Source organism: Oceanobacillus kapialis (genome assembly GCF_044790185.1).
GTDB lineage: Bacteria > Bacillota > Bacilli > Bacillales > Amphibacillaceae > Oceanobacillus_B > Oceanobacillus_B kapialis.
This window is the reverse complement of the sequence record NZ_CP085256.1, coordinates 517,932-535,067: the sequence shown is the minus strand read 5'-3', so window position 1 is coordinate 535,067 and position 17,136 is coordinate 517,932. Positions and strand designations below refer to the sequence as shown.

General features: G+C 39.7%; 21 protein-coding genes. 11 read left to right on the top strand and 10 right to left on the bottom strand.

Annotated elements, in window-relative coordinates; translation table 11 throughout:
• Positions 1 to 27: 27 nt before the first annotated feature.
• The gene (locus tag LG273_RS02870; protein ID WP_404459464.1) at positions 28 to 549 is read right to left on the bottom strand and encodes a GNAT family N-acetyltransferase; all 522 of its coding nucleotides are present in this window, start codon (positions 547 to 549) and stop codon (positions 28 to 30) included.
• A gap of 198 nt (positions 550 to 747) precedes the next feature.
• Here LG273_RS02870 and LG273_RS02865 point away from each other — a divergent pair, with 198 nt between their 5' ends.
• The gene (locus LG273_RS02865; RefSeq protein WP_404457519.1) at positions 748 to 1,374 is read left to right on the top strand and encodes a VOC family protein; all 627 of its coding nucleotides are present in this window, start codon (positions 748 to 750) and stop codon (positions 1,372 to 1,374) included.
• A 64-nt stretch (positions 1,375 to 1,438) separates the two neighbouring features.
• On the opposite strand, the gene LG273_RS02860 is transcribed toward LG273_RS02865, so the two are convergent.
• On the bottom strand, positions 1,439 to 1,759 hold the full coding sequence (locus tag LG273_RS02860) for a thioredoxin family protein (RefSeq protein ID WP_379559823.1): 321 nt from the start codon (positions 1,757 to 1,759) through the stop codon (positions 1,439 to 1,441).
• A gap of 70 nt (positions 1,760 to 1,829) precedes the next feature.
• Positions 1,830 to 2,645, bottom strand: coding sequence for a DUF368 domain-containing protein (locus LG273_RS02855; RefSeq protein ID WP_404457516.1), 816 nt, complete (start codon positions 2,643 to 2,645; stop codon positions 1,830 to 1,832).
• Positions 2,646 to 2,805: 160 nt separating this feature from the next.
• Between LG273_RS02855 and LG273_RS02850 the strand changes: the two genes are divergently transcribed.
• Together LG273_RS02850 and LG273_RS02845 are read left to right on the top strand one after the other, a co-directional pair.
• The gene (locus LG273_RS02850; protein ID WP_379559825.1) at positions 2,806 to 3,159 is read left to right on the top strand and encodes a PadR family transcriptional regulator; all 354 of its coding nucleotides are present in this window, start codon (positions 2,806 to 2,808) and stop codon (positions 3,157 to 3,159) included.
• A complete protein-coding gene (locus tag LG273_RS02845; protein WP_404457513.1) occupies positions 3,137 to 3,823 on the top strand; it encodes a DUF1129 family protein in 687 nt (228 codons plus the stop codon). The genes LG273_RS02850 and LG273_RS02845 overlap by 23 nt, the downstream gene beginning before the upstream one ends.
• 162 nt (positions 3,824 to 3,985) lie before the next feature.
• Here the strand turns inward: LG273_RS02845 and LG273_RS02840 are convergent, their stop codons facing one another.
• Both LG273_RS02840 and LG273_RS02835 read right to left on the bottom strand, forming a co-directional pair.
• Positions 3,986 to 5,146, bottom strand: coding sequence for a CapA family protein (locus LG273_RS02840; RefSeq protein ID WP_404457511.1), 1,161 nt, complete (start codon positions 5,144 to 5,146; stop codon positions 3,986 to 3,988).
• 148 nt (positions 5,147 to 5,294) lie between these two features.
• Complete coding sequence (locus LG273_RS02835; protein WP_404457508.1) at positions 5,295 to 6,449, bottom strand: thiolase family protein; 1,155 nt, start codon at positions 6,447 to 6,449, stop codon at positions 5,295 to 5,297.
• 163 nt (positions 6,450 to 6,612) lie between these two features.
• On the opposite strand from LG273_RS02835, the gene LG273_RS02830 reads away from it, so the two are divergent.
• From LG273_RS02830 to LG273_RS02805, 6 genes are all read left to right on the top strand, one after another.
• The gene (locus LG273_RS02830) at positions 6,613 to 7,335 is read left to right on the top strand and encodes a 3-ketoacyl-ACP reductase (protein ID WP_379559829.1); all 723 of its coding nucleotides are present in this window, start codon (positions 6,613 to 6,615) and stop codon (positions 7,333 to 7,335) included.
• Between the two features lie 99 nt (positions 7,336 to 7,434).
• Positions 7,435 to 7,593 carry a YfhE family protein gene (locus LG273_RS02825; RefSeq protein WP_379559830.1) on the top strand — a complete coding sequence of 53 codons (159 nt, stop codon included), beginning with the start codon at positions 7,435 to 7,437 and terminating at the stop codon, positions 7,591 to 7,593.
• A 159-nt stretch (positions 7,594 to 7,752) separates the two neighbouring features.
• On the top strand, positions 7,753 to 8,682 hold the full coding sequence (locus tag LG273_RS02820; RefSeq protein WP_379559831.1) for an ABC transporter ATP-binding protein: 930 nt from the start codon (positions 7,753 to 7,755) through the stop codon (positions 8,680 to 8,682).
• On the top strand, positions 8,675 to 9,637 hold the full coding sequence (locus tag LG273_RS02815; RefSeq protein WP_404457503.1) for an ABC transporter permease: 963 nt from the start codon (positions 8,675 to 8,677) through the stop codon (positions 9,635 to 9,637). Before LG273_RS02820 ends, LG273_RS02815 begins: the two co-directional genes overlap by 8 nt.
• An 87-nt stretch (positions 9,638 to 9,724) precedes the next feature.
• On the top strand, positions 9,725 to 9,904 hold the full coding sequence (locus tag LG273_RS02810; protein ID WP_379559833.1) for a hypothetical protein: 180 nt from the start codon (positions 9,725 to 9,727) through the stop codon (positions 9,902 to 9,904).
• A gap of 111 nt (positions 9,905 to 10,015) precedes the next feature.
• Positions 10,016 to 10,876, top strand: a complete 861-nt coding sequence (locus LG273_RS02805) for a dimethylarginine dimethylaminohydrolase family protein (RefSeq protein ID WP_404457500.1) — start codon at positions 10,016 to 10,018, stop codon at positions 10,874 to 10,876.
• A 56-nt stretch (positions 10,877 to 10,932) separates the two neighbouring features.
• Here the strand turns inward: LG273_RS02805 and LG273_RS02800 are convergent, their stop codons facing one another.
• Positions 10,933 to 11,205 (bottom strand): YkvA family protein, encoded by a 273-nt coding sequence (locus LG273_RS02800; protein WP_379559835.1) that lies wholly within the window; start codon positions 11,203 to 11,205, stop codon positions 10,933 to 10,935.
• A 138-nt stretch (positions 11,206 to 11,343) separates the two neighbouring features.
• On the bottom strand, positions 11,344 to 12,477 hold the full coding sequence (locus tag LG273_RS02795; protein ID WP_404457497.1) for a PQQ-dependent sugar dehydrogenase: 1,134 nt from the start codon (positions 12,475 to 12,477) through the stop codon (positions 11,344 to 11,346).
• A gap of 86 nt (positions 12,478 to 12,563) precedes the next feature.
• On the opposite strand from LG273_RS02795, the gene LG273_RS02790 reads away from it, so the two are divergent.
• Together LG273_RS02790 and LG273_RS02785 are read left to right on the top strand one after the other, a co-directional pair.
• Positions 12,564 to 12,857, top strand: coding sequence for a hypothetical protein (locus LG273_RS02790; RefSeq protein WP_404457495.1), 294 nt, complete (start codon positions 12,564 to 12,566; stop codon positions 12,855 to 12,857).
• A complete protein-coding gene (locus tag LG273_RS02785; protein WP_404457492.1) occupies positions 12,854 to 13,033 on the top strand; it encodes a hypothetical protein in 180 nt (59 codons plus the stop codon). Before LG273_RS02790 ends, LG273_RS02785 begins: the two co-directional genes overlap by 4 nt.
• A gap of 8 nt (positions 13,034 to 13,041) precedes the next feature.
• On the opposite strand, the gene typA is transcribed toward LG273_RS02785, so the two are convergent.
• The 3 genes from typA to LG273_RS02770 form a co-directional block, all read right to left on the bottom strand.
• A complete protein-coding gene (gene typA, locus LG273_RS02780; protein ID WP_379559838.1) occupies positions 13,042 to 14,871 on the bottom strand; it encodes a translational GTPase TypA in 1,830 nt (609 codons plus the stop codon).
• A gap of 176 nt (positions 14,872 to 15,047) precedes the next feature.
• Positions 15,048 to 16,370 carry a sensor histidine kinase gene (locus LG273_RS02775; RefSeq protein WP_379559839.1) on the bottom strand — a complete coding sequence of 441 codons (1,323 nt, stop codon included), beginning with the start codon at positions 16,368 to 16,370 and terminating at the stop codon, positions 15,048 to 15,050.
• Complete coding sequence (locus LG273_RS02770; RefSeq protein WP_379559840.1) at positions 16,367 to 17,059, bottom strand: response regulator transcription factor; 693 nt, start codon at positions 17,057 to 17,059, stop codon at positions 16,367 to 16,369. The genes LG273_RS02775 and LG273_RS02770 overlap by 4 nt, the downstream gene beginning before the upstream one ends.
• Positions 17,060 to 17,136: the final 77 nt, after the last annotated feature.

Below are 17,136 nucleotides of genomic sequence, written 5' to 3'. Positions count from 1 at the left end.
AAAAGGCTCAGTAAAAGTCTCTAACTATTAGGTTTTTGCATAGATACATGTGTTACGCAATGCATCGCCATCAACTGCTTTATCTTCTTTTACTAAAATTCCTTCCAAGTGAAAATGAAGCCTCTCTGGGACAGCCCTGCTCTGCTTATTTAATTCATCACAACGTATTTCTACACGATTGGCTTCCAGTTCCCGAAAGGCAAATGCTGTAAGGCCGCTTACCGCCTCAGTCATATAGCCATTTCCCGAGTATCTCGTATCCAGCCAATATCCAATTTCAAATTTACGAATGTCCCAATTTGGACGGTGAAAACCAGTACATCCAATAAAGGTATCTGTATTCTTTAAAAAGATATGCATTCTTAGGTCCTCACGTTTCAGAAAATGAATATGTGCCTCTCTGACATTTATTTCAGTTTCCTCTAACGTCTGGTCACCCTGAGCAAATGGGAGCCACTTTTTTAATTCGGGTTTACTTACCTGGATTGCCTCAAAGACTCTCTGTCCATCACCTGGCAAAGGTATGCGAATGGTTAATCGTTCTGTCATTATTTCGTGCGGAAAGTCAAGAAGCAATGGATGCGTACGCACGTAATCCCTCTCCCTTACAAATCAATTTTTTTCTATTATACTAGATTTATGAAAATTAGAAACAAATCAAAAGCAGAAACGTTCTTTTTCTCAAGGAAGGGGACTAAGAAAGATTATAGTGGCGAATGTTAGTTAAAGACCAAAGGAGGAAATTTTATGCTAGCCATCGATCATATCGTTATAACAGCACACGATCCAAAAAAAGCCGCAACGGAATTTGGTAAGCGTTACGACATAGAGGTTGTAAAAGGTGGAGAACATGAAAACTGGGGCACTTATAATTATCTTGCATACTTCGCAAATAATTGTTATATAGAATGGATTGGCTTATTTGACAAGCACCGTGCCTCAAGGTCTGATAACCCACTCATCAAACAGGTAGCTATTGCTTTAGAAAATAATGAAGAAAAGCTAATCCAGTATGCGTTACGTACAGCAAATATGGATCAATTTAAACAAAAATTTAAGCAGAAAGGCGTTTCTTATCATGGTCCTGTTTCTGCAGTAAGAACCAGACCAGATGGTAGTACACTTTCCTGGAGAATGCTCTTTCCCGAACCTGCTTCAAGCCTCCCTTTCTTAATTGAATGGGAAAGAGAGAATAAACCGGCTGATTTATCCCTAATTAATCAAAAGGAACTTTCCCTTTTAGAGGCTCCATCCCTATATCAAGCTGATGTAGAGAAGACTCTCCAACTTGCTATAAAAAATAATCAGTACAAGGCGGAAAACGTTCTAATCAAATATAATACCGATAAAGAATTTACATTTACAATCACATAAGTTGGAGCTAGTTAAACAGGAAAAGGACCCGACAGTACGTGACTGCGGGTCCTTTCATATCCCTTTATCCTAATTGCTGATGAAGAAATTCGGTAACAGACTCAGGTGATTTCGTATAAGCACTATGCTGGTGGGCTTTCTTTTCACCATTTTGGAAAATAAGAATACTTGGGATTCCCATTACTTCATATTTTTGAGCAAGCCCCTTCACCTCATCACTATTCACTTGATACCACTTATAATTATTGAACTCCTCCATCACATCCCCGATGAACATGTCCATACGTTTGCAATCTGGGCACCAGTCTGCAAAAAACTTTACAATGACTGGGTCTTCACTCTGAATTACTTCATTAAATTGTTCTTCTGTTGCAAGATGTTCCATGTAATGTCACTCCTTCATAATACGTATTACTAGTATAACGTGTTTTAAAATACTTGTCTTATTGTGTGCTTTAATCCCTGTATTCCACTCTTCCTAATATATATGCAACAAAAAGACCCGCAGCAAAGGTAACGACGCTAAGGATAAGGAATGATGTTGTTACAGGGAACCCTGGGTAAACGACGAAGATGGAGCCGATAACAAGGCCGATAATTATCGCGAAGGTCCCTGTCCGAAAATGAGTTAGAAAATAGTTTATAATTTTACTCATAAACACCAGTCCAAGGACTATGCCGACCCCTGTTACTGCAATAATATCTAGCTGTAGATTACTTATCGCCCCAATAATCGTTGGATAAACCCCAATGATAAGGAGCATAAATGAACCGCTGATCCCTGGTAAGATCATTGCACTGCTTGCGATAAAACCAGAGAAGAATAATAAAATATAAGTCTTTGTATCCAATGTCGTAATTACCGCAGCTTCTCCTGCATCCAGGAAAACCATTGAGCCAACAATGATTGCCCCTATTAGTAATAACATAACATGGTTCCACTTAAACGTACGCTTCGCCTCTGCTTCATGAAACAAATAAGGGAGAATCCCAATAATTAAGCCAAGAAAAAAGAATTGTGTAGGCCCTGGATAATGCTCGAATAACCACTCAATTAATTTACTTAACAGTAAAATCGCAGTCCCCACGCCAATTCCCAAGGGGATTAAAAAGCCTAGCTGCTTTTTCCATTCCTTGCTCATTAATCCGTTAATTGCCGCAATCAATCTATCATAAATCCCTAACAAAACTGCTATAGTTCCCCCACTAACCCCAGGGATCACATCACTTGCTCCCATCATCATGCCTCGATATATGTTTTTCCACTCCATTTTTTTAATCTCCCTTTTCCGTTTCGATTTCATACAGAAATATCATATCAAATTAAACTTGCAATTTATAGAAAAAGTTTTATACTAGAAATAAGCTACTTTGTATAACAAAGTAGTTATTCTTTCAACATCTATATGGTTATACAAGGTAGGTGGTATTTTGTCACTACGTAGTCAATTATTAAAAGGGATTCTGGAAGGCTGTATCCTTTCTATTATAAAGATGCAGCCAGCCTATGGGTATGAGCTATCTGTAAAGCTTCAGCAATTCGGCTTGTCTGATGTGAGCGAAGGCTCCATTTATCCAATACTTCTTCGCTTACAAAAAGAAGAACTGATTATTGGGGAAATGCGGGCATCCGAAACGGGCCCTAAAAGGAAATATTACAAGCTTACAGAGAAAGGACATGAGGCATTACAATTATTTACGCATCATTGGACGTTAATCAAAGGACCTGTGGACAACATTATCGAGCAAGGGGGAAATATTGATGGAAGCAACGGAAATTATTGAACTGAATAATGAAAAACGTGCGAGGCTTACAGAACATAATTTAAAGTATTATGAAGACATGCTTCTCTATATTCGTCTAAATGGAAACAAATCCGAACAACAAACAGAAGAAGTTTTATTGGAAATGCTTGAACACCTTTTACAGGCACAAGAAGATGGTAAAACAGCAGAGGAAGTCTTTGGTGATGACCCAAAAGCTTACTGCAAAGAAGTCATACAGGAAATCCCTAAAGAAGATAGAAAAAGTCAAATTTCCTTAATTGTGATGGTCGTACTACAATTTCTCGGTATGTTTGTGGGTGTTGCCGGCCTACTCGGTACCGCGCTTTATTACTTTTTTGATTTAGGTTCTAATGTAACGACCATCTCTGTCGGTTCCGGGATAGCCATACTACTTATTGATCTGACACTACTTGGCGGATTTATTATCGCTGTATTGAAATGGCTTAAGCGTTCCGCCTTCTCTGAAAAACAACCAAAAAAATGGGTAGAATTCTTCCAATTGTGGATAATTTCCACCGTATTTATTGGCCTCATTGTCGCTATTCAAACGTTCATGCCGGCATTTGGCCAGGAGATTAGCATCCCAACCTATTACTTGGCAATTTTGGGGGCAATCCTATACTTCATTTCTTATTTGATCAAGAAAAAGAAAAAGATTTAGTATAGGTAAACAGCCAAAAGTTTACTTGAGAATCTACTTGGGAGCTTAAATAAAGGGAAACTTCATTTGGGGGAGGCGGTTCTTCTCCCCCCCACCAATTGTTAGTTGAACGAATTTGTGAAAAGCTTTTGGCAACTTTTCACTTTCCCGATCTAGCGTTCTTTAACCTTCGATAAACCTTAACTCCGGCATCCATTGTGATAAATGGGCTTTGATATCCCGATATTCTTTTGTGGCTCCAGCAAGTTCACCATTTGGTAAGTTGAACAAAGGAAGGACCTGGTAATCCGCATAATTGTCATAACTCATATAGGTTGGCAGGAATGTTGGCGCCTCGACGGTGACCTCAACATTGTCACCCTGACCTGTTTTAGTTAGCGTAAATTGAAGCATACCACCAATTCGCTGATAATATTCTTTTTGTGAAGAAAGAAAATTTCCAAGTGAATAGGCAACTAATGTTTTGTTTCCATGCTTCCCAGTAAGCCATTCCAATGGCTGAAGGACATGTGGATGATGTCCAATTATTACATTTGCCCCCAAATCGCTTACGTACTGCGCCAAATCCTTTTGCTCTACGTTTGGCATGCGTTCGTTTTCGGTGCCGAAATGAAGGCTTACAATCACAGCATCTGCCATGTCTTTTGCTTTAGCCATATCCCCAGCTATTTGCTCCCTATCTATTCTATTAACCAAATAGTCCTTTCCACTAGGTGTAGGAATGCCGTTTGTTCCATAGGTATAAGAAAGGTAAGCGAGGGAAATTCCTGCTTCCGTTTCCTGTACACGAATACGTTCTTGGTCTGCTTCACTTTTATAGGCACCTGTATACATCATATCAATAGCTTCCCAATGCGATATCGCTCGCTGAACCGCCACTTCTCCGCGGTCCAATGTGTGATTATTGGCAAGTGTGACGACATCTACCCCCGCCTCTTTCAAAGCGTCCCCAACTGCAAACGGACTATTAAATTGTGGATAGGAGGACAAGCCAAGCTCTTCGCCACCTATCATTGTTTCTTGATTAGCAATTGTGACAGTAGCATCCTGTAAATATGGCTTTACCTTTTCTAGCATAGGTGTAAAATCATAGCCATCTTCCGTTTTGGCATCCCGATACACAGGTGCATGAATCAGCATATCTCCAATCGCAGAGACCGTAATGCTTGTCTCCCAGTCTATTTGTTTCTTTGCATCTATAGTAGAACGGTATGTTTGATGTTCTCCAGCTGTCTGCATTTTCTTGGGGTCATTCGCCCCACAGCCTCCTATTATCATTAATAGGAAAAGCGTAATGAGCAAACGATACGTCACTTTTTTCATTTGTTCACCTCTAGTATTTTTAAAGCCTAATACTAGTATACTATTTTTCCAGACAATTGGGCTGAAAACTAGAAAAACCCTGCATACAGCATGCAAGGTTACTAGAATTGTGTATCAAATCGTTCAAAATCATATCCATTTCATAGGTTTATTGTTCCAAGCGCTCTATTATTGTAGCATTGGCCATTCCCATGCCTTCACAAACAGCCAGCAAGCCGTATTTTCCTTCCACTCGGTCTAGTTCGTGCATTAAAGACACGAGCAACTTTGTGCCTGTAGCTCCTAAAGGGTGCCCAAGGGCGATGGCTCCTCCGTTTACATTGAGCTTCTCTGGATTTGCACCTGTTTCTTCCAACCAGGCAAGCGGCACTGGAGCAAATGCCTCATTCACTTCATAACGATCCATGTCGTTTAGTGTTAATCCGGCACGCTTTAAAACTTTTTCTGTCGCAGCAATAGGTCCTGTAAGCATAAAGGTTGGATCAGACCCAACAACTGTCCGAGCAATAATACGGGCCTTTGCCTTCATGCCCAATTCCTTTGCCTTTTCAGCTGACATTAATAAAACCGCACTAGCCCCATCACTTATTTGGCTGGCATTCCCCGCTGTTATTTTCCCATTTTCTTTAAATACTGCGTTCAATTCAGCTAAAGCAGCCAAAGTTGTATTCTTACGAGGTCCTTCATCCGTAGAAAACTTAAGCTTCTCTCCTCCTTCGTTTATGATATCTAGTGGTGTAATTTCCTGCTTGAAATAACCAGACTCCATTGCATTTAAAGCGTTTTCATGGCTTTGCAAAGAAAAAGAATCCAACTGCTCTCTGGAAAACCCCCAATGGTCTGCTATTTTTTCCGCAGAGATCCCTTGATTCACAATTTCATATTTATCTGTCAGTCCCTTACTTGGCTTTATGTCACCAACATTCGAAAACATCGGGGCACGCGTCATGCTTTCTACGCCACCTGCAATTACGATATCCATATCCCCAGAAGCTATGGCTTGTGCTGCAAAATGGACAGCCTGCTGACTTGAGCCGCATTGCCTGTCGATGGTTACACCTGGTACATGGTCGGGAAATCCCGCAATTAATGCAGCCGTCCTCGCTATATTACCTGCTTGTTCACCTACTTGTGTAACACAGCCTAAGATGACGTCCTCTACCAGTTCTTTTTGTAGCGAAACTCTATCCATTACGTCTTTTAAGATCGTTGCTGCAAGATCCTCCGCGCGGATTCCAGACAAGGCGCCTTTTCTCTTTCCAACTGCGGTACGGCATCCGGAAACAATCACCACTTCTCTCATTACTTTTCCTCCAATCTTGTTTAGGTTCATTATATCGTTCTTACCTATATTGGGAAAGTGAATTTTCTAAAACCTCAGATATATATAGAATAGCAATTAGTATTCTTTGAATGTGTGCTCTCAAGCACCTATACTTGATATAGGATAAAGAAAGGGTGATTTTATGGGACAGGAAATCAAAGGAAAAGTAGCCTATATAACAGGTGCAGGGCGCGGTATTGGACGGGCGACAGCTCTTGAATTGGCGAAAGAAGGCGTTCATGTCGGCTTAATTGCTCGCACGGAAAGTAAATTGGAGGAAGTAGCCAATCAAGTTCTTCAACATGGCGTGAAAGTGAGCATTGCTGTCGCAGATATCTCGAGCCAGAGGGAAGTTGATTTAGCAGTTTCCAAACTTCAAAAAGAGGTGGGCGCAGCAGACATCCTCCTCAATAATGCAGGTATCGGGGCGCATGGCAATATGCTAGAAATGGACCCAGAAACCTGGAAGCGCACTTTTGAAGTCAATGTCTTTGGGACCTATCATGTTACCAGAGCTGTGTTGCCAGGAATGATTGAGAAAAACCAAGGAGATATCATCAACATTTCATCAAGCAATGGCTTAAAAGGAACAGCCGGCTCTACTTCTTATAGTGCTTCAAAGTTCGCTATTCAAGGAATGACAGAAGCTTTAATGCAAGAAGTGCGCCGAAACAACATTCGTGTTTTCACATTAAATCCAAGCCTTGTTGCCACAGAGCTTGCCTTTGGGGATAAACTGGAAGAAAAAGATAAGGAAAAATATATGCAACCAGAGGACCTTGCTGAATATATGGTTTCTCAATTAAAGTTACATCCTCGTATTTTTATTAAACAATCCTTGCAATGGGCAACAAATCCTTTCTAAGTAAAACGTGACAAGAACTAACGTTGTTTATATGTTTAGTTCTAAAAACCAGCGGGAATAGATGATAGATAACAAAACTTCTAATGAAAGGATGCTAGAATGAGAAATTCACAGTATCAACCAACTAAGGATAAACAGTTATCTGATGCCCAAGAAGTGGGTTATGCAAAAGAATTTAAGCAAGCAGATATAGCAGGAGGTTATCGCAAGCCCCGCGTAAAGGAAGCTAAACGAGAAAACCCAAAATTAAAAGACTAATAACAGAGCGCCTTGCTTCATAAGCAGGGTGCTTTTTTTGCTTATAAAAGGGTTGCTTAAAAGAGATATAAACGATTACTTCATGGAAGCTTAACAAACTTAATGAAACTATTACTTTTGCAATTCGTATTACAAGATAAGAGATTGGAGGGGTTATTGATGTCAAATGTAGCAATGGAGTTACAAGATGTCAGAAAATCAATTGGCAACAAAGAAATCATTAAAGGGTTAAATTTTTCTATTCATAAAGGTGAGGTATTTGGTTTTATTGGTCCAAATGGCGCTGGAAAAACGACTACGATCCGGATGATGGTTGGTTTAATGCAGTTAAGCCAAGGCGATGTGCTTATTCAAGGAAAAAGCATAAAGCATGACTTTAAGAACGCTATTCGGGAAGTTGGTGCTATCGTAGAAAATCCGGAGATGTACCCATTTATGACTGGATGGCAAAATCTTATGCATTATGCTCGGATGATACCTGGAATTACAAAAGAACGTGTCAAAGAAGTCATTGCATTGGTCGGGCTTGAGAAACCAATTAAGGAAAAAGTGGGAAAATATTCTCTAGGAATGCGACAACGCTTAGGTATTGCACAGGCTTTGCTACATAAACCTTCCATTTTAATTTTAGATGAACCTACCAATGGACTTGATCCTGCCGGGATTCGAGAGGTACGCCAGTACATAAGGCGATTGGCCGCAGAAGAGAATGTGGCCGTCATCATCTCAAGTCACCTGCTATCTGAGATTGAGTTAATGTGTGACAGAATTGGAATCATTAAAAACGGGGAGCTCATTGCAACTCAAACTGTACAAGGTAGCACTCCGACAGAAGAGCAGGCTACGCTTACACAAGTACATATGGAAGTATCTCCATTGAACCTGGCCGTTGAGGCGCTAAAAACAAATTTTGCAATTGATGCAACATCTAAGGAAGCCATGCTTCATTTCCAAACTGAAAAAGAAAAAATACCTGACATTGTCCGCAGTTTTGTCCAAAACGATATAGCGGTGTACCAGGTGAATTCTTCAAAATCCACTCTTGAGGACAAATTCTTTGACTTGATTGGAGAGAATACAATTGAATAATTTCTTTAAACTCGTTTACAATGAGCTAATTAAAATGTATGTACGTAAATCAACGTGGGCTATGTATATTATCCTTGCCGGAATTATTATTGGGATTGGATTTTTGAGTAACACAGACGAATTAAGTGCAAATCAATACAGTGAAGATAACTGGAGACAAACGTTAGAAGAAGAGAACCAGCAACTAACAGAGGAAATGGAGAACGCAGGGGAAGATGGTATATTTAATGAGTATAATGCTAGCATTATAGAGGAGAATAATTATTACTTAGAAAATGATATTCAGCCTGATGGTTATGGTGCTATGCAATTTGTCTTGGAAAACCAGCTTTTATTATCCATTGTTAGCCTATTAACGATTATTATCGCAGCAGGGATTGTAGCGAACGAGTTTCGCTGGGGAACCATTAAACTATTATTAATTCGCCCTATTACCAGAACGAAAGCATTGCTATCCAAATACGTATCAGTGTTAGTGTTCGCCCTTTTCACCTTGCTTTTTGTGCTAGTATTTAGTTATATTATCGGATTAATTTTCTTCGGTTTCGGATCATTTAATCCACACATGCTTGTAGAAGGTGGAAATGGACTTCAATATGTATCTGTCATAAGCGAAATTATTCCGGCATACGCCTTCCAGCTTGTTAATTTAGTGATGATGGCAACCTTCGCCTTTGCTATCTCTACGATATTCCGTAATAGTGCACTTGCTATTGGAATCGCCATTTTCCTTATGATGGCAGGAAATCAAATCGTGTTATTCTTCGCGGACCGTGAATGGGCAAAATACATTTTATTTGCCAATACAGATTTGAGCCAATATACAGCCGGAAATTCTCCTATGATGGAGGGGATGACGCTTGGCTTTTCGATAACCGTGTTAGTAGTGTATTATCTAGTATTTATGGCACTTGCCTGGTCATTCTTCCGACTACGTGACGTTGCCGGACAGTAAGTATTTTATACCTTTCCTTCTAAGTGATTTGGTATTAAAATAATTCATAAGACTGTTTTGGTAAGTTCCTATAGGGGTGTTTTAAACGTGAAACGATATTTAACTGCTCTTTTTATTGGGGTTAGTGTGCTTATTCTCATTATAGGACTACAGATTAACGCCACATGGAGCGGGATTGTTTCCTGGGGGCTAACTTTTATCTGCCTGTGCTTTGCAGCATATTTTACAAAATATATTCCAGATGAGAAGAAAAGCGGAAAATCATAATACAGAAGGAGGCTGCCCCGTGTAGTCTCCTTTTTATGTGAAAGGCTGGTTGGTTTATAATCGTTTTTTCAGGGAAAAGAGAGGTAAAAAGGATCTCAATGGGGGATAAAAATGACCAGTACACCAGCTAAAGAACAAACCAGCATGATTTACTGTAATAGCGAGTATGATGATCTACAAAAGGTAATCGTCGTACCACCAGAACATATGGAAATAAAGGAAGCTATTAATGAAACGCAACGCCATTTCCTTAAAGAAAATATTGATCAAACTAAAGCGTTACGGCAGCATCAAAATTTTGTCAATGGCTTGAAAAGTGCAGATATAGATGTAATAAGCCTACACCCCAAAAAAGATTTAAACGAACAGGTTTTCACCAGAGATATTGGTTTTTGTATTGGAGATACATTATATATTTCAAATATGGAAGAAACATTACGTAGCCCCGAAACACAGGTATTAATAAACTGGCTTGAAAAGAATAACTATAAATATCAACAATCCTTCTCCAGTTCTATTGAGGGTGGAGACGTTCTTATTGATGAAGGGGATATTTTTGTAGGGAGAAGCAATCGTACGAGTGACGAAGCAATTGATACCTTAAAGAGCCATTTGCCAACATACAATATTATGCCAATTACGCTAGATGAGGAAATCCTTCATCTCGATTGTGTATTAAATATTATTAGTCGTGATACAGCATTAATTTATTCGAAGGCTATCGACGCAGCATCCCTTAAACTTTTAAGAAAAAAATATGATCTAATCGAAGTAACCGATAAAGAGCAATTTAACATGGGGCCTAATGTATTGTCGATAGGCGGAAACCAAGTAATCAGTTTACCCGAAAACAAGCAAGTAAACCAGAAATTAAAAGAAGCAGGCTTCACCGTACATGAAGTACCATTTTCAGAAATTATTAAATCCGGCGGCTCGTTCCGCTGCTGCACCCTGCCACTGAGAAGAGGGTAAGAACAAAAGCAAGGGTATTATAAAAACGCATCGATTTTTTAGATCGATGCGTTTTTTTATAAAGTATGTTTTGCTTTTAAAGATGCTGGGGCTGTTTTCACCATTCTTTCTAAGATAAATAAGGCTACTGTTAAATCGTCAATAATCCCAAACCCAAGTAAGAAGTCGGGAATGATATCAAATGGAAAGAGAAAATAACCTAATGCAATGCCGGCATATAAGAATTTTGTACGTTTTCTAACTTGGTTGGTCAAGAAGAAATCTTTTAAAAATGGAATAAACTTCTTAACTTTAAAGATAAATTTTAGTCGTTTAAAAAACCGAAACATATCATCACCACCTATATCTTTATCTTTCCCGCACGAGGCGTAAAGCAACCTACTTTTTTAATATAGCTGATAACGGGGAAGCATTAAGAAGAATTGGTGAAGACCTGAAGTTTCCGTCCTACTTTATTATAGGTGTTACTATGATCCATGAATTTGGTTAGCGGGCAGCTCTAAGAAGATGAGTTGATCATCCTCTTCAGAAGGTGTCCCTCTACCATCGGTATTATTAGTTATCACGTAGAGGCCATTCTCTACTGCATAAACGTCCCTAATTCTTCCTAGATCTGATAAGACAGTACTTACCGTATTATTTTGGGGATTAAACCTATTCAGACTTTCTCCTCTAAGTGACGCAAAGAAAAAACTTCCATGAAGAGGGCTCATTCCTGATGGCGCCCATGTCTCTTCACCAGAATGGACAACAGGTGTAATCATATTTTCTTGGGTTTCATCTCCTCGAATTTCCGGCCAACCATAATTTCCTGCGGGCTCAATTTGATTAATTTCATCATAGGCATTAGAACCATGTTCAGTAGCATATAGGGTGCCATTCTCATCCCAAGCCAACCCCTGCGGATTACGATGTCCATAGGAATAAACATAAGAATCTTGAAAAGGGTTATCCTGTGGCACAGAACCGTCTTGATTTATTCGCAGTATTTTCCCTGCTAAACTTTCTAAATCCTGAGCATTTTCTGGCACAGAACCATCCCCTGTTGTAACATAAAGTTTTTCGTCTGGTCCTATTTTTATACGACCACCCTGGTGCACCTGCCCACCCGGAATTTCATCAAGAATTGTGGAAACTTCCTGCCATGCATCCTCATTTTCTTCCAGCTGCACTACTCGTTGATAGTAGAATCCACCCTCCTGATATGAGTAATAAGCAAAAGCTGTATTCGTTTCCGTGAAGTTATCGGGAAAAGCAAGGCCAAGTAAACCAGCTTCAGGCTGTTGGGAAAGATCTGCTTCAAGTTCAACTGGTTTTCGCACCTGGCCATCATCGGTAATAGTGACAATAGCACCAGGACGCTCACTAACATATACATTACCAGCATGCTTTTCTATTGCCCAAGGTACATCTAAGTTTGTCGCTAATTGCTGCCTATTTTCTACCTCTTCACTGCCCCTGCCTTCTTCATTGTCGTCAGCCTCTCCTGTCGTTTCTTCAGCAGGTTGTTCCGATTCTGGCGGGGAGCTTTTTTCGTCTGTACAACTAGCGATTACGAATAAAATGAACAACAGTAATATGACTCTTGTTGCGATTCTCATAGAAATTGTGCCTCCTTCCACTTTCCTTTATTAGTTGCCTACTTGCGTGGTTCCTAAACCAGTAGATTTTTTAAGTTTTTGTTGTGTTGATGGGTTTGGGATGGTTGATTAGAGCGACTGCTTGGTCGATTGGACTGCTGTTGTGGTTGATTGGACAGCTGCCTTGGTCGATTGATCTACTGTCGTGGTTGATTGATCTGCTGTTGTGGTTGATTGGACAGCTACCTTGGTCGATTGGAGCGACTGCTTGGTCGATTGATCTACTGTTATGGTTGATTGGTCAGCTGTTGTGGTTGATTGATCTACTGTCGTGGTTGATTGGACAGCTGCCTTGGTCGATTGGAGCGACTGCTTGGTCGATTGACTACTGTTATGGTTGATTGGTCAGCTGTTGTGGTCGATTGATCTACTATCGTGGTTGATTGGACAGCTGCCTTGGTTGATTGGAGCGACTGCTTGGTTGATTGAACAACACCTCCCAATCTGCCACCATTTAAACAGCTTACCCCATCCCCACAAAAAAACAGGAAACCCACATACACGGATTCCCTGCTAAAACTTATATTAGAAAGTTTTTGATTTTTTTGCTGCTTTTTCACGTTCGTTTTTATTAAGGATTTTTTTCCGTAAACGAATGGATTCTGGTGTTACTTCACAGTACTCATCGTCAGCTAAGTACTCAATTGCTTCCTCAAGCGACATTTTTCTTGATTTCTTGATTGTAGCAGTTTGATCCTTAGTAGCTGAACGTACGTTTGTTAAATGCTTTTCTTTTGTAATATTAACAGTTAGGTCGTTTTCGCGGTTGTGCTCTCCAACGATCATTCCAGCATAGATTTCCGTACCAGGTTCCACGAAAATAACGCCGCGGTCTTCTAGCTGCATAATTCCGTAAGTGGATGCTTTACCATTTTCTAATCCAACAAGTACACCTTCACGGCGGCCACCAACTTGCCCTTTAATAAGAGGCTCATACGTATCAAACGTATGGTTGATAATTCCGTATCCGCGTGTTTGTGACATGAACTCGGTAGCATAACCGATCAATCCACGAGAAGGCACCTTGAATTCCAGGCGAACCTGGCCGTTACCATGGTTTACCATATCAAGCATTTCGCCTTTACGAGCACCAAGAGATTCCATAACTGCTCCAGTGTAATCTTCTGGCACATCTACTTGCACACGTTCTACCGGTTCACACTGTACGCCATCGATTTCCTTAATGATAACTTGAGGTTTTGATAATTGTAGCTCATAACCTTCACGACGCATGTTTTCAATAAGAATGGAAAGATGTAATTCCCCTCTACCTGAAACAATCCACGCATCCGGTGATTCTGTTTGTTCTACACGCAAACTAACGTCAGTTTCCAGCTGCTTCAATAGACGCTCTTCGATACGGCGTGATGTAATATATTTACCTTCACGTCCAGCAAACGGACTATTGTTTACTACAAATGTCATTTGAAGTGTAGGTTCATCAATGCGCAACCATGGTAGAGCTTCAGGATGATCCTGTGGGCAAATGGTTTCACCAATATTAATGTCTTCCATACCAGCAATGGCAACAATGTCTCCCGCTATCGCTTCTTGAATTTCAATCCGTTTTAGACCAATAAAGCCAAACAACTTACTAATACGGAAGGACTTTTGTGAACCGTCTTCTTTTAAGACAACCACTTGCTGTCCTACACTGATTTTTCCTCTTACAACACGGCCTACTCCAATTCTTCCTACATAATCATTGTAATCTAACAATGTTACTTGGAACTGTAATGGCTCGTCCCGTGTATCAGCAGGTGCTGGGATATGTTCTAAGATAGTTGTAAAGACGGGATCCATCGTTTCTTCCTGCTCTTCTGGTTCAAGGCCAGATGTTCCATTTAAAGCAGAAGCATAAACTACTGGGAACTCAAGCTGGTCATCATCTGCACCTAGCTCAATGAATAGGTCCAGCACTTCATCCACCACTTCTTGAGGACGGGCATTTGGACGGTCAATTTTGTTTAATACAACAATTGGTGTAAGCTTTTGCTCGAGTGCTTTTTTCAACACGAATCTTGTTTGTGGCATGGTTCCTTCATAAGCATCTACTACTAAGGCTACACCATCTACCATTTTCATGATTCGCTCTACTTCTCCACCGAAGTCAGCGTGTCCTGGTGTATCCAATATGTTAATGGATGTATCTTTATATTTAATTGCAGTATTCTTCGCCAGAATGGTTATTCCACGTTCTCTTTCAATATCTCCTGAGTCCATTGCACGTTCATTTACTTGTTCGTTTTCACGGAAAGTCCCTGAGTATTTCAGCAACTGATCAACCAATGTTGTTTTACCGTGGTCAACGTGGGCGATGATCGCAATATTACGAATATCTTCTCTTAATTGCATTAAAGTACGCTCCTCTTTTAATTAGAGTTGATTCAAACTATACAATTATACCATAAATTATTTGGTATACTAAAGTTTTTTGAAAAATTTACGATAAATCCACAAACGATGACGTTTTATATTGTAAAGAAGACACGATGAAGCAATCTCATGAGCTTATTATTCCCGTTAATTTCTTAGGAAACAAAAATAACCTCGAATTTCGCTCCGCCCAATTCAGACTTATCGACCGTAATTTTTCCGTTAGATTGTTCTATAATTGCTCTAGCGATAGCCAGTCCTAATCCAGTTTCCCCTGTTTTTCCTTTTACAAAACGGTGGAAAATATGTGGCATAAGGTCCTCTGCAACACCTTCTCCATCATCCTCAATGATAAAATGTGTAGAGGAGTCTTTTGTCTGCACACGGATCCGGACCGTTGACTCAGCATGGCGAATTGCATTAAATACTAAATTTAAGAGCGCGCGAAGAAGCTTTTCTTCATCTGCATATAGAACTATATCTGGATTCACCTCGTGGCTTAAATTTATATCTTTTTCATTTACAATCGGTAATGCCCTTGCCACGACTTGCTCGATTAACTCTTCAACATAAATTTTTTCCTTATTATACACTTCTGAATCACTGTCCAGCTTTGCCAGTAAAATCATTTCATTAATAATTTTTTTAAGTCTTTTCACTTCTGTTACCATTACTTCAAGGCCTTTATCCTGATCATTTTCGTCAAAAATCCCATCCCTAATACCTTCCGCGTAACCTTGAATGGTCATTAATGGTGTTTTTAATTCATGACTGGCATTTTGGAAAAAGGTTTGCTGTGACGAAATATACTGTTTCAGTTCTGTGGCCATATCATAAACGCTTTGCTCTACTTCTTTGATCTCCCCTGTTGCTTTAATCCGATCTATATCTTCAAACTGGCGATTCTCTACCTTTTTCAACTGTCTTTTTAATTGTGATAAAGGGGTTACCAGTTTATTCGTTAAGAAATAGCTTAGAAGAATAGCGACTGCTGTACCGATGAGAAAAACAATCAGTAGCCGAAAGATGAACTGTTGTTGCACTTTCTGCAAATCATTTAAAGGTGTCAATAAGATAAGCTGATCCCCATTACTTTCAGGAGTAATAATGATACGGGAGGTTACATAACGTGCATTTTTATATTCCCATAATGCTTCGCCACGAGCACTAAAATCATTGTTCTCAAACAACCCTCTTACCATAGTACTCGGAATGGTTGAATATGGGATAACATTCGTATTCTCGTTATACATAATGAGCTGGAGATTCTGATTTTCTAGAAATTCTGTGAGATTCGCATCGCTAACTTGTCCGACATTGATTATATCTGCCAAGATCTCACCATTTTGCTTAAGTTGTCGTTGTTCATCCTCTATTAGCATGTCAAGAATCAAGGAGTAAATAACATACCCTGTTACAGCTAATATGACGATCAATAAAGCGGTAAAAGCAGCGTTTAATTGTGATTGCAGTTTCATTCTGCTTCCTCTTCATCACGTAAACGGTAACCATACCCCCACACCGTCTCTAGTGGCAAATCTGGTAACTTCTTACGCAATCTTTTAACTAGATCATCTACCGCTCTATCACTCCCAAAATAATCATCTCCCCAAACTCTAACTAACAAGTCCTCTCTAGAGAAGGCTCGATTAATATTCTGTGTAAAGAAAAGGAGCATATCAAATTCTTTTGTGGTGACATCAAATTCTTTTCCCTTATAAAAAATGCGACGTTCTTCTATATATATTTCCAAATGATGTGTTTTAATGATTTCTTTGTCTCCATTTTCCGCATCAATTCGTGGTGCAGAACGTTTAAACAAGCGCTTAATCCGAGCTATTAGTTCACGCGGGCTGAATGGCTTTGTTAAATAATCGTCACCGCCGAGCTCAAGACCTAAGATTTTATCAATTTCTTCATCCTTAGCAGAAATAATGATGATCGGCACTTCACTTTCATTACGAATTTTTTTACAAAATTCATAGCCATCCATACCAGGAAGCATAATATCTAATATCCACATGTCCGGTTTGCGATTTTCCCACACTTCCCAAGCCTTCTCGGCAGAGTCCGACAAGGTAACCTCAAAACCTTCCTTCTTCAGGTACGCCATTACAATATTCTGGATATTTGGATCATCTTCCACTACCCCTATATGATAGTTCATACGCGTTCACCTTTCGCTATTATAATTACTTCTATTTTTACATAAATTACAGCTATTGAACAAGCTATCTCCCTTTT

What these genes read in the sequence shown, in the direction of transcription:
- LG273_RS02870 (WP_404459464.1), bottom strand. Translation starts at nt 549, where the DNA reads ATGACAGAACGATTAACCATTCGCATACCTTTGCCAGGTGATGGACAG.
- LG273_RS02865 (WP_404457519.1), top strand. Translation starts at nt 748, where the DNA reads ATGCTAGCCATCGATCATATCGTTATAACAGCACACGATCCAAAAAAA.
- LG273_RS02860 (WP_379559823.1), bottom strand. Translation starts at nt 1,759, where the DNA reads ATGGAACATCTTGCAACAGAAGAACAATTTAATGAAGTAATTCAGAGT.
- LG273_RS02855 (WP_404457516.1), bottom strand. Translation starts at nt 2,645, where the DNA reads ATGGAGTGGAAAAACATATATCGAGGCATGATGATGGGAGCAAGTGAT.
- LG273_RS02845 (WP_404457513.1), top strand. Translation starts at nt 3,137, where the DNA reads ATGGAAGCAACGGAAATTATTGAACTGAATAATGAAAAACGTGCGAGG.
- LG273_RS02840 (WP_404457511.1), bottom strand. Translation starts at nt 5,146, where the DNA reads ATGAAAAAAGTGACGTATCGTTTGCTCATTACGCTTTTCCTATTAATG.
- LG273_RS02835 (WP_404457508.1), bottom strand. Translation starts at nt 6,449, where the DNA reads ATGAGAGAAGTGGTGATTGTTTCCGGATGCCGTACCGCAGTTGGAAAG.
- LG273_RS02830 (WP_379559829.1), top strand. Translation starts at nt 6,613, where the DNA reads ATGGGACAGGAAATCAAAGGAAAAGTAGCCTATATAACAGGTGCAGGG.
- LG273_RS02825 (WP_379559830.1), top strand. Translation starts at nt 7,435, where the DNA reads ATGAGAAATTCACAGTATCAACCAACTAAGGATAAACAGTTATCTGAT.
- LG273_RS02820 (WP_379559831.1), top strand. Translation starts at nt 7,753, where the DNA reads ATGTCAAATGTAGCAATGGAGTTACAAGATGTCAGAAAATCAATTGGC.
- LG273_RS02805 (WP_404457500.1), top strand. Translation starts at nt 10,016, where the DNA reads ATGACCAGTACACCAGCTAAAGAACAAACCAGCATGATTTACTGTAAT.
- LG273_RS02800 (WP_379559835.1), bottom strand. Translation starts at nt 11,205, where the DNA reads ATGTTTCGGTTTTTTAAACGACTAAAATTTATCTTTAAAGTTAAGAAG.
- LG273_RS02795 (WP_404457497.1), bottom strand. Translation starts at nt 12,477, where the DNA reads ATGAGAATCGCAACAAGAGTCATATTACTGTTGTTCATTTTATTCGTA.
- typA (WP_379559838.1), bottom strand. Translation starts at nt 14,871, where the DNA reads ATGCAATTAAGAGAAGATATTCGTAATATTGCGATCATCGCCCACGTT.
- LG273_RS02775 (WP_379559839.1), bottom strand. Translation starts at nt 16,370, where the DNA reads ATGAAACTGCAATCACAATTAAACGCTGCTTTTACCGCTTTATTGATC.
- LG273_RS02770 (WP_379559840.1), bottom strand. Translation starts at nt 17,059, where the DNA reads ATGAACTATCATATAGGGGTAGTGGAAGATGATCCAAATATCCAGAAT.